This is a genomic window from Intrasporangium sp., assembly GCF_032907665.1.
GTDB lineage: Bacteria > Actinomycetota > Actinomycetes > Actinomycetales > Dermatophilaceae > Intrasporangium.
This window is the reverse complement of record NZ_JAJJPG010000031.1, coordinates 22,100-33,538: the sequence shown is the minus strand read 5'-3', so window position 1 is coordinate 33,538 and position 11,439 is coordinate 22,100. Positions and strand designations below refer to the sequence as shown.

Genomic DNA, 11,439 nt, shown 5'->3' with positions numbered 1-11,439 from the left:
CCGCCCGGGCAGGCCTTGTCACGGGCGCTGTCCATGAGGATCTTCTTGGTCGTGTCGGCGTCGAGCGTGAAGCCGGCCGTACCGTTGACCTTGCCGTACTTCGACACGATCAGGGCCGCAACCCCAGCCGCGTGCGGTGAGGCCATCGAGGTGCCCTGGTAGTACTCGTAGTAGCCGCACTGCTCGCCCTTGCCGGGGACGTCACGGCAGTCCTTGAGGACCCAGCCCTCGCCGTACTCGGTGATGTTGCCGTCCTCGTCGATGGACCCTTCAGCCAGCACGACGTTGCGCGGGACGCTCGAGAGGATGAGGCGCTCCGGGTCGACACCGGTTCCGTCGTAGTAGTCGCCGCCGGGCGCGGAGACCTCGATCTCGCCGGAGTCCAGGTCAGTCGTGTAGTTCGAGTAGTACGCCTTGCGCTCGCTCGGGCCGACCGAGGAGACGCCGATGACGTGCGGGCCCTCGACCGGCAGGTCGAAGCACGTCGCGTTGTCGATGGTGCGCGGGTGCTCGTTGCCCTCGGGGTAGTTCGGGCTGCTGTAGTCCATCGGCGGGTTCGCCAGGTCGTCCGCGGAGTTGCCCAGGGCGCCGACGAGCGTCACGTTCTTGCTGTGGGCGTAGTCGAGCGCGCGGTTCATCGCCTCGATGGTGGCGTTCTGCTGCTGGCCCTCCTCCGTCGAGTCCTCGGGTGCCCCGTCGATGCAGTTGTAGGCCCACGGGTCCACGTAGAACGACATGTTCACGACGTCGATGCCCGCGTCCGCGGAGTAGGTCAGCGCGTTGACCGTCGAGTCGAGGAAGAAGTAGCCGGCGTCCTGGCCTGCGCGCACGTTGACGAGCGACACCTCGGGAGCCACGCCGGAGACGCCGAGACCGTTCATCGCGGCACCGATGGTGCCGGCCACGTGGGTGCCGTGGCCATTGTGGTCGACGTCGGCCGGATCGACACAGCCGTCGTACTCGCACTCGCCGTCGATGTCGGGCATGTCGGTGACGAAGTTGCGCGAGAGCTTGTGGTTGAAGTTTGCCGCAAGGTCGGGATGGCTCCCGTCGACACCGGTGTCCATGATGCCGACCGTGACACGCTTGTCCCCCATCTCGAGCCGGTGCGCTTCGGGGGCGTCGAGCATGTCCATGCCCCACAGGAGGTCGTCGAACGGGTCCGTGGCGCCCTTCTTGCCCTTCTTGGCGTGGGCGCTGTTGCCGTGGGAGTTGCCGGGCTCGTCGAAGCGGGGCCGCTCCACTGACGTGTCCTTCTTGTCCTTGGACACCGGTGACCGTCCGACGACTCCGTTCGTCGCGGCGCGTTGGACCGACGTCATCGACCGGGCGCCCGCGAGGAAGTCCGCAGACGTGGAGGTGACGGTCACCATGCCGATGGCGGTGTTGACCGACGTCACCTGCGCGTCGCCCAGCCTGGACAGCTGCCGAGCGAGGGCCTGCACGTCAGCGCCCTCCTCTGCGAGGACGACGTAGTCCTGTGGTGCCGTGGTCTGGGCGACCTGAGCGGGGGCTGCACCGGCTCCCGCGGCGCCGGCCATCGTGGCCACGCCGAGGGCCAGAGCCCCGCCCATGGCCACCATGCGAGTTCGTCGCATCATCACTGATCTCCTTTGGGTGGTGAAGGCACCTCCTCGTGCCCGGGCCCACCGTATGCACAGATCAGCCGCTTTTGGGGCTTAGGCCGGTCCTGACCAGGTCAACGGGCTCAGCGGCATACACCACGGCTGTGGTCGTATGCCGCTGAGCCGGGGGCGATCTGACGTGGCGTCAGTCGCCGGCTGGGTCACCGGCGGCCGGCCAGCCGGTCCCGCATGGCCGCGTCACTCAGTCCAGCGGCACGAAGTCTGTGAGGGTCTGGTCGATGGAGTTGCCGTCGGCGTCCCTGGCATCGAGGCGGACACTCACGGCGTCGCCGGTGCGCAGGTGCGTCGACCGAACCGTGGCCACGAACGCGGCCGGACCCGTGCGGCGCATCGACGCCTCGTGCCACGTGGCGCCCCCGTCGAGCGACCACTCCAACCGAGCGGACTCGATCCGCCGGGGGTCGCCCACGTCCCTGACGTTCCCGATCGAGAGGTCGAAGCGGAGGTTCCGGTCGCGCCGGGCCGTGCCGTCGAGGGCCGTCGAGGGCCCGTAGTCGACGGTGAGGATGGGCGGGACCGTCTCCCAGAAGTCGGGGTCGGTCGGGGCCTCGGACGTGAAGGTCCATTCCGTCCGGGCGCTGCGACCGTCGGTCAGCTCGACGTCACCCACGAGGCGGTAGGGCGTGCGCTCGGCGGGAACGTCGAAGAAGCCGAACACGTCAGGTGAGGAGCCGATGAGGTCGTCGTCGGAGTAGAGCGTGGTCGAGGCCGAGCGGATGCGCTCGAAGGGGATCGAGCCCGAGTGCACGCCGTCGGTGAGCCCCTGCGCGACGTAGAAGCTCCATCGGTCGTGGTAGGCCTGCCCCGCGGGGATCCCCACGTGCAGGCCGCGGCGGAAGTGGTGCACGACGCGGGATCCCGGCTCGTGCGGCGTCAGCGCCACGGACTCGAGCCGCTGCGGCCCCTCGTCGAGCCAGAAGGACTGGTAGCCCCACCGGACGTCCTCGTCCGCGGTCATGAGGACCTTCTCGGTCCGCGGGGCGGTGAGCTCTCGCAAGTGGACGATGTCGAAGGTGAGGGGAGTCGTCGAGATGAGGCCGCGGACGACATCACCGCGCTCGGGCGCATAGGCGTGCTCGGTGACCTCGGCCAGCTGCCCCACCTCGCGCTGGGTCAGTGGCCGCCCGGCCGGGTCGGCGAGGCCGCCGTGGACGGAGACGAGCTCGTAGGCATCGGGGGTGGTTGCACCGCGGTGGGTTCCGGGCTCGAGGCGCCACCGCGTGGCCGACTCGAAGGTGCCTTCGCCGTCGCCGTCCGCGGGCGCGACGAGGAGGCGTCCCGCCAGGACGTCCTCGATGGGACGAGAGATGCCGTCGCCGTAGCCGGAACCCCCTGGCGCCACGGCATTCCACACCATGGAGAACTCGGTCGCGTGCGTGTCCTGACCGTGGACGGCAGGCGGTCGTACCGGCTCGGCGTCACGCGCGTCGATGGTGAACGACGTGGCGGCGCGCACGTCGAGGTCGGGCGTGCCGGCGACCGTCGTCGTCGTGCCCACCTCCTCCTCCGTGTGGATCATCGTGACCGCGCTGTAGGTGCCCGGCGCGACGCGCAGCCGCGCCCGGCCGGCGTCGTCGAGCTGCGCGCGGTAGAAGTACCCGTTGTCGACGTTCTGGAGGGGGACCTCGCCGCCTGCGTAGGGGTCGCCGTTGCGGTCGAGCACGGTGATGTCGACCTGGTAGCGCTCGGGCTCGTCGTAGGTCGCGAACGGCAGCCTCAGGATGGAGCCGTCGTCGCCCGTGAGCTCGACATGACCGTGCCAGTAGCCGTCGTCGACCTGCGCCGGGTCGAACGCGACGTCGACCGCTGCGGAGCCACCCGGCGCGACGGTGACCGTCGCCGGCGTCACCACGAGTGCGTCCTCGGGGGCTTCCGTCCCGTCCGCCGGGGCCGTCTGGTTGTCGGTGGCAGTGAAGGTGCGATCCTCGGTCCCGGTGTTGCGGAGCGTCACGGTGGTGGTCAGGGGGTTCTCGTTCGGGTGCAGCGCCGGGCCGGGGCTCAGGGTGCTGGGCACGGCTGTGGTCTCGACGGTGACGGTGCGCTCGAGGGCCAGCCGACCCGCGCCCGCGGACCAGGCCGCACCCACCGGGTCCGCGCTCGCCGTGACGGCGGACTTCACCTGCTCCCAGGACCAGGTCGGGTGCTGCTGCATGGCGAGCGCCGCCGCACCGGCCACGATCGGAGTCGCCATCGAGGTGCCGTCCATCGGCACGTAGAGCTCCCCGTCACGAGCGCCGGCACGGGCGCCGAGGATCCCGACCCCGGGTGCGGTGAGGTCCGGCTTCGCACGGTAGCTCCCGCGGGTCGGTCCCTGTCCCGAGAAGCCCGGGACGCGGTCGTCCCGGTCGACGGCGCCCACGGTGAGGGCCGACGGGGCAGTGCCGGGCGAGGTGACCGTCTCCGGGACCCAGCCGTTCCAGCCGTTGTTCCCGGCGGCCACGACGAAGAGGGTTCCCGTGGTGCTGGCCAGGTTCTCCAGGGCCTGCACCACCGGGTCGTCGGTGAGACCCGCAGGGGCGGCGAGGCTCAGGTTGACGACGTCCGCGCCCTGCGCGACGGCCCACTCCATGCCGGCGATCACCCAGGAGAGCCGGCCCTGGCCCTCGTCGCCGAGGACCTTGGCGTTGAGGAGGTCAGCGGCCGGGGCGATGCCGCGGCGCGCCCCGTCGGCCCCGGCGCCCGACCCGGCGACGAGGCTCGCCACATGGGTGCCGTGGCCGACGAGGTCGCCTGCACCGCTCGAGTCCGTGAAGTTGTGTTCCGCCCTGACCTTGCCCCCGAGGGCCGGGTGGTCGCCGTCGATCCCGGTGTCGAGGATGGCCACGCTGACCCCGGAGCCGTCGAGACCTGCATTCCAGGCCTCGGGTGCTCCGACCTGGGTGAGGTAGGGATCGAGGTCCGCGGTGGCGCGGGCCTCGAGGGTCCGCGTGGTCTCGGTCGAGAACGCTCGGGCTCCAGTCGCCTTCGCGTCGAGCCAGATCCGGTCGATCCCGTCGAGCGCGCCGTTGCCGGCTGTTGTCGCCACCGGACCCGATTGGGTGGCGCGGACCGCCAGGTCGGCGCCGAACTCTCCGGCGCGCTTCTTGTCCAGCTGAACGGCGGCTGACCGGATGCTGGGCAGGTCGACCGCAGCGCTGAGCGCCGGGTTGGCGCTCAGGGTGTGCATGCCGGACGACCGCTGCACGATGAGCGGGATCGAGTCGGCGTGGCCGTCGTCGTAGCCCATGGCCACCAAGCCGGCGACATCGAAGAGGTTGGGATCGAGCACCTCGGGCACGAGGTCGAGGACGTCGTGCGGGATGACCTCGATCCGCGCGCCCTCACGTCGGATCGCGTAGTCGCTCTGGCCATCCCTGCCGACTTCGAGGACCACCTCCGGGTCTCCCGACGGCGACGGCTTGAGGGTCACCCGGTCGCCGGTGATGAGCGTCACCGTGGTCGGGGCGGTGAGGCGCGGTCGTCGGCTCGGGTCGCCTGGTCCGCTGGCGCTCGTGGCGCCCGTGGCGCTCCTTGCGGTCGGGACGCTCGCGCTGTCGGCCCCGCCCGAGCCACCCGTGTCCTGTGGGTCAGCGGCTGCAGCGGATGCCACGCTCAGGGTGGAGAGGGCGAAGACGATGGATGAGGCAGCGGCCGAGACGGCCCGGAGCCTCGAGTGGAGGGTGCGCATGGGCATGATCCTCACCGCAGGCCTCGGCCGCCCGCCACCACATATCGTGACCGGAGTCGGTCATGTCTGGATCCAGCCAAGGAGATGGTGCAGTGCTCGAGTCGATCGGGGTGGCCACGGAGGACGAGGAGCTCTATCGGCTCCTGCTCCGTGAACCGGACCTCGCGCCGGACGAGCTCGCCGCCCGTCTCGGAAGAACCCGACCTGCCCTTGACGGGGCGCTGCACCGCCTCGAGGTGGTCGGCCTGGTGACCCGGTCCTCACGGAAGCCGGCACGCTGGCGGCCGTCGAGGCCCGACGTCGCCATCGACGTCCTCGTCTCCCGTCGCCGCGCCGAGCTCGACCGGGTTGCCGAGGCCTCCCGGGAATGGCTCGCGGAGATGGCCGTCCCCGACCGGTACCAGCCGGAACGGCTCGTGGAGATCATCGTCGGGCAGGACGCCATTGCGGCCCGGTTCGCGCAGCTGATGCAGGCGACCGAGGCCGAACTGCTCGTGCTCGACCGGCCGCCGTACGCGACGCAGCCCGATGAGGCAGACCGTTCGGTTCGCGGGCTGCTCTCCTCGGGGGTCCGGGTCAGGGGCATCTACTCTCCAGACTCCCTCCAGCTCCCCGGTGCCGTCGACGAGGCGCACTCCGCCGTCGACGCCGGCGAGCGGTCGCGCATCCATCCGGACGTCCCGATGAAGCTCGCCATCGGCGACCGCAGGCAGGCCCTGCTGCCCCTTGCCGCAGACCGGGTCATCGACAGCGCCCTCGTGGTCCACAGCAGCGCCCTCCTCGACGCCCTCGTGCGGATGTTCGAGCTCCTCTGGGACCAGGCTCTGCCCATCGCGCGGCACCACGGCGACGACCTCGACGCGCGACTCATCACCATGTTGACGGCCGGCATGGGGGACGACGCGATCGCCCGCCGGCTCGGGGTGAGCACCCGCACCGTCGGTCGTCGCGTCGCGCAGCTGATGGACCGGCTCGGGGCGAGCACGCGGTTCCAGGCAGGCGCCCACGCCGAGCGGCGGGTGGCCGCCGAGCCTCACGGGGAGGGAGCCCGTGGACGCGAGCCAGGGGAGGCGTCCTCGCCGGCGGGGGGACACGAAGGCCACTGACCCGGTCAAGGGGCTCAGCGGCATACGCTCTCGAAGGGGTGCGGGGGCGACGCCGACTACAGGACGACGGTGGTGTTGGCGAACGTCATGACCCGGTCCTCGCAGTGCCACTCGACCGCGCGGGCCAGAACCCGCCGTTCCACGTCCGCACCCAGGCGACGCAGGTCGGCTGTCGAGTCCTCGTGGGACACCCGCACGACGTCCTGCTCGATGATCGGCCCCTGGTCGAGGTCCTGGGTCACGTAGTGAGCCGTGGCGCCCACGAGCTTGACGCCACGTTCCTTCGCCCGGTCGTACGGCGCGGCACCGATGAACGCGGGCAGGAATGAGTGATGGATGTTGATGACCGGAACGCCGAGCTGCTCGAGGAACGAGGGGGAGAGGATCTGCATGTAACGGGCCAGGACCACGACGTCGACGTTGCCCTTGAGCAGGCCCAGCTCGTGGGCCTCGACCTCGGGCCGGGTCTCTGCGGAGATCGGCACGTGGAAGTAGGGAATGCCGAACTGACGGACGTCAGTGGCGAGGTCCGGGTGGTTGGAGATGACCATGGGCACCACCATCGAGAGCTCACCCCGCCGTTGGCGCCACAGCAGTTCGAGCAGACAGTGGTCGCTCTTCGAGGCGAGCAGCGCGACTCGCTTCGGTCGCTTGCTCTCGACGATGCGCCAGTTCAGGCCCAGCTCCTCGGCCAGCTGCCCGTGGAGTCGCTCGCTCAGCTCGGGCAGGCGTGCCGTCAGGTTCGGCAGGTAGAAGACCGTGCGCTGGAAGAACTGGCCCTCGTGCGGATCGCTCGAGTGCTGGTCCAGGGCGACGATGTTCGCCCCGATGTCGGTCAGGACTGTCGAGACCGCGGCGACGATGCCGGGCCGGTCAGGTCCTTGGACGAGCAGTCGGCCCTCGTCCTCTGGCTCGGTTCGATACGTCGGCATGTTCCCTCTTCCTGAGCTCTCCGAGCACTGGGGCGGCCGTGCTCTTCGTCTCGACTCAGTCGAGACCGGTTTCGCGGCGCAGCTTGAGTCGCCACTTCTCGGCGCCGGCCAGCTCGTTGAAGGTGAACAGGTGGATCCCGTGCACGAGTGGCTCCGACTCCGGCTGTGCCGCCGCGAGCCCCCGGAGGAGCTTGCTGGGGTTGTAGGCACCCGGCATGAGGAAGCGCCAGAGCCCCTTCTGCTTCTGGAGGAAGCGCGCCGAGGTGCCGAGCCCCAACGAGGCGCTGATCCGAATGAGCTTCTGCCGGTTGACCGGTCCGGGCATCCCTGCGTAGAAGGTGAGGTGCGCCCCCGCACGGGCCATGTCGCCGGCCCACGCGGTCGTCACCTTGGGGTCGAAGCACATCTGGGTGATGACGCGGTCGGCATGCAGCGACTTCTCGACGAGGGCCTTCTCCGCGACGTCAGTGCTGAAGTTCGGATGGCCCTCCGGGTATCCGCCGATCCCGACCTCACGGAAGCGGTGGCCCGTCCTGGCGATCGACTCGAGCAGGGCCAGCGCATCGAAGAACTTGCCTTCCGGCTCCGGACCGTCGCCCCCGATGACGAAGACCCGCTCGACCCCGTTCGCCACGAGGTGCTGGACCACTTCGGCGGTGTGCTGGTCATCGCGGAAGAGCCGGGCTGCGAGGTGGGGAGCGACGTCGAACCCCCTCTCGCGCAGGTGGATCGCCACGTCCAAGGTGCGATCCAGGCCTTTCGCTGCCGTCGTCGTCACGGTCAGCGGGACACTCGGGTCGACCAGGTCGACAGCCTTGTGCTCGATGTCCTTGAAGGGCATCACCTCAAAGCCGATGTTGGCGACCAGCCGGCGAAGGTGCTCTTGACGATTCATGACGCGGCCCCTTGGGAAGCTCCGTGGGTGGTGCCCCTGCTCGCCTGCGGCGATGGGGCGCGGTAGGTGTCTCGAACCTGCTTGACGAAGGGGGCCGGCGCGACGACGGCGCGCATCTCGACCTGCTCGTGCCTCTCGACGCCGGGCTTTCGCGAGTTCGGCGACTCCCCCCACAGCACGTGCACCTCGGTCCCGAGCGGAGCGAGCTCCGTGTCGACGACAGCGAGCGACACGAAGGCGTGCTCGTTCACCAGGTAGCCGAGGTCCATCGACATGCCGACGGTCGCTCCGCCGAGGACGACCTTGTCGGCCTGGTAGAGGCCGTAGCGGGCCTTGGGCAGCTCCAGGTACTTCGCCGGGAGCCCGTCGTGGAAGAGCGAGCGGAAGGCCGACGCGACGTCGTCCGCGTTCCAGACGAGGGTGACCTTGGTCCGGTGCGGTGCCTGCATCGCCTCGAGGGAGTCGCGCCCGTGGAAGTCATGATCGAAGCGAACGACCTTGCCGTATCCGAGCTCGTACGGCGTGACGAGGTAGTCGGTGATGTCGGGGGAGTCCATGCTCCCGGCGAGAGCACCCACCGCATCGGCGGGCAGCCACTGTCGGTAGGCCGTCATGTCCTCCCCGAAGATGCCCGGGGGAGGCGAGGGGACCCACCCGGACTCGAGGTTCGCCGTCGAGTACGCCTTCGCGCCGGCCCGGACGAGCCCGAGGTCGCGTCCTGCGCCGAGCAGCGCGTCCAGGACGCGCTCGTTCTCCGACCACGGACCGAACAGCTCGACGCCGGGTTGCCCCGCCATCCCGTGGCGCAACCCGCGAACCCGGACGCCGGCGATCTCGAAGTCGGCCATGGTGAAGAACCGCATCTGCGGGATCGGCGCTCCAGCCGCCTCCATGACGGCTGCGGCGTTGGGGCCCTGCAGCTCGTAGCGGAACTCCTTCGGCGGACCCGAGGGCCGATCGGCGGAGTTCTCGTCCCGCTCGATCGCCACGTCGTAGCGGCCGGCCCCCGCATTGAACTCCAGCCAGTTCGGGACCGTCGGGTGTCCCACGACGTCGAAGAGCCCATCCTCGAGATGGAAGAGGATGGCGTCGCCGATGACGTGGCCGTCGGCATTCGTTGCGACGTACTGCTTGGCCTGGCCCGGCCGGAAGCCGTCGAGACCATTGACCCCGAAGTCGCTCAGCAGGCGGACGGCATCCGGACCGGAGATGAACAGGTCCGTCATGTGGTGGGACTGGTCGAACAGCACACAGGTCTGCCGCCAGGCAGCCTGCTCCGTCCGCCAGTTCGTGAACTCCGGTGGAACGGGGAAGGTCATGGCGCGGGCGGTCTGGTTCCGCAGCAGGGTCACGACGCCGCCGGCGGCATCGATGGCGCTCTGGATGGACCTGGTCAAGGGTGCGTGTCCTTTCGGCGTCCCGGGTTCGGTCCGATTGAAGCCCCACGGCCCCAGGGGCAACAGCGGCATTCGCCAGCCTTCCGCTGGGACATATGACGCAGCCCGAGAGTCACCTACGCCAAATGACGGTCCCCGGACCGGGCATTTCTCGCTGTTGACCACCGATACGACGTCCTACGTTGGTCGGGAAGTGGCCACGAACATCGTCAAGGAAGACAGGTGACTCATGACGGCAAGGAACCTCCAGGAGGTCCTCGACCAGGCAGGAAACACGGTCGAGCTGCTGCGCAACAGCCAGCTCGGGGCATACATCTATCCCGTCGTCCCGAGCGAGTTCACGAACTGGCGCCGTGAGGTCGAGTCCTGGCGTCACACCGCTGTGCTCTTCGACCAGAGCCACCACATGGCCAACCTCTTCATCACCGGACCCGACGCCGTGCGCCTCGTCTCCGACACGGGGATCAACAGCTTCGCGAACTTCCCGGTCAACACGGCCAAGCAGTTCGTCCCGGTCTCTCCCGAGGGTGGAGTCATCGGCGACGGGATCCTCTTCCACCTCGGCGAGAACGAGCTCGTCTATGTCGGCCGTGCGCCGGGCGCGAACTACCTCGAGTTCATGGCCACCAAGGGCTACGACGTCGAGATCCGCAACGATCCGCGGTCCCCGTCGCGCCCCTACGGCAAGCCGGTGTCGCGCGAGCTCTGGCGCTTCCAGATCCAGGGGCCGAACGCGTGGCCGATCATCGAGAAGCTCAACGGAGGCCCGGTCGAGCAGCTGAGGTTCTTCCACATGGCCGAGATGACCATCGCCGGCGAGCGGGTCCGCACCCTCCGTCACGGCATGGCAGGCGCCCCGGGGCTGGAGATCTGGGGCCCGTACGCGTCCTATGACAAGATCCGCGACGCGATCCTCGAGGCCGGCGTGGAGTTCGGCATCGAGCCGTGCGGTTCCCGCGCCTACTCCAGCAACACCCTCGAGTCCGGCTGGATCCCCTCGCCGCTGCCGGCCGTCTACACGAGCGAGGGAATGCGCGAGTACCGCGAGTGGCTCCCAGCCGACGGCTACGAGGCCACCAACGCCATCGCCGGAAGCTTCGTCTCCGACAACATCGAGGACTACTACACGAACCCGTGGGAGCTGGGATACGGCAACTTCGTGAAGTTCGACCACGACTTCGTCGGTCGCGACGCCCTCGAGCAGATCAAGCCGGAGGAGCAGCGCCGCAAGGTCACGCTGGCCTGGAACCAGGAGGACCTCGGCAAGCTCCTCGCGACCCCGACCGACGGCTTCCGCCACCAGTACTTCGACCTGCCGAACGCGAACTACGGCTCGTCCAACTTCGACGCGGTCCTCGACGACAACGGCAAGACGGTCGGGCTGTCGATGTTCACCGGCTACAGCGCCAACGAGAAGCAGGGCCTGTCCCTGGCGACCGTCGACCCCGACGTGCCGATCGGCGCCGAGGTGCAGGTCCTCTGGGGTGAGCCGGACGGTGGCAGCAGGAAGACGACCGTTCAGCCGCACGAGCAGCTCGCCGTCCGAGCCGTCGTCAGCCCGGTGCCCTTCTCGGAGGTGGCTCGCGGCGACTACCGGCCCGGATGGCGGTCGCTCGCGGCCAAGGCCTGACCAACCACGGCCACCGGCCTGCGTGTCCGGACCCGAGTGCCCCGGCGTTCCCCCACGGCGCCGGGGCACTCGGGCACCGAGGCACTCGGGCCCCAAGGCGGTCCACGGACCGCCGAGGGTCAGCCGAAGCGATCCGAGACGAGGATGGATAGTCTGTCAGGCCGAC

General features: G+C 69.6%; 7 protein-coding genes. 2 read left to right on the top strand and 5 right to left on the bottom strand.

Annotated features, from left to right (window positions below; translation table 11 throughout):
- Positions 1–1,601: S8 family peptidase (locus tag LOY02_RS07115; protein ID WP_317181640.1), on the bottom strand; the 1,601-nt coding region annotated here is incomplete at its 3' end.
- Positions 1,602–1,827: 226 nt separating this feature from the next.
- Positions 1,828–5,313: a S8 family serine peptidase gene (locus tag LOY02_RS07110; protein WP_317181639.1), complete on the bottom strand. Its 3,486-nt coding sequence runs from the start codon at positions 5,311–5,313 to the stop codon at positions 1,828–1,830.
- Positions 5,314–5,405: 92 nt separating this feature from the next.
- Here LOY02_RS07110 and LOY02_RS07105 point away from each other — a divergent pair, with 92 nt between their 5' ends.
- Entirely contained in the window at positions 5,406–6,419 is a 1,014-nt protein-coding gene (locus tag LOY02_RS07105; RefSeq protein WP_317181638.1) for a helix-turn-helix domain-containing protein, read from the top strand.
- Positions 6,420–6,475: 56 nt separating this feature from the next.
- Here the strand turns inward: LOY02_RS07105 and purU are convergent, their stop codons facing one another.
- From purU to LOY02_RS07090, 3 genes are read right to left on the bottom strand one after another with little or no spacing between them, the layout of a single operon-like run.
- A complete protein-coding gene (purU, locus tag LOY02_RS07100; RefSeq protein WP_317181637.1) occupies positions 6,476–7,351 on the bottom strand; it encodes a formyltetrahydrofolate deformylase in 876 nt (291 codons plus the stop codon).
- A gap of 55 nt (positions 7,352–7,406) precedes the next feature.
- Entirely contained in the window at positions 7,407–8,246 is an 840-nt protein-coding gene (locus tag LOY02_RS07095; RefSeq protein ID WP_317181636.1) for a methylenetetrahydrofolate reductase, read from the bottom strand.
- A complete protein-coding gene (locus tag LOY02_RS07090; protein WP_317181635.1) occupies positions 8,243–9,643 on the bottom strand; it encodes an aminomethyl transferase family protein in 1,401 nt (466 codons plus the stop codon). Before LOY02_RS07090 ends, LOY02_RS07095 begins: the two co-directional genes overlap by 4 nt.
- 229 nt (positions 9,644–9,872) lie before the next feature.
- Between LOY02_RS07090 and ligM the strand changes: the two genes are divergently transcribed.
- Positions 9,873–11,273: a vanillate/3-O-methylgallate O-demethylase gene (ligM, locus tag LOY02_RS07085; RefSeq protein ID WP_317181634.1), complete on the top strand. Its 1,401-nt coding sequence runs from the start codon at positions 9,873–9,875 to the stop codon at positions 11,271–11,273.
- Positions 11,274–11,439: the final 166 nt, after the last annotated feature.

What these genes read in the sequence shown, in the direction of transcription:
- LOY02_RS07110 (WP_317181639.1), bottom strand. Translation starts at nt 5,313, where the DNA reads ATGCGCACCCTCCACTCGAGGCTCCGGGCCGTCTCGGCCGCTGCCTCA.
- purU (WP_317181637.1), bottom strand. Translation starts at nt 7,351, where the DNA reads ATGCCGACGTATCGAACCGAGCCAGAGGACGAGGGCCGACTGCTCGTC.
- LOY02_RS07095 (WP_317181636.1), bottom strand. Translation starts at nt 8,246, where the DNA reads ATGAATCGTCAAGAGCACCTTCGCCGGCTGGTCGCCAACATCGGCTTT.
- ligM (WP_317181634.1), top strand. Translation starts at nt 9,873, where the DNA reads ATGACGGCAAGGAACCTCCAGGAGGTCCTCGACCAGGCAGGAAACACG.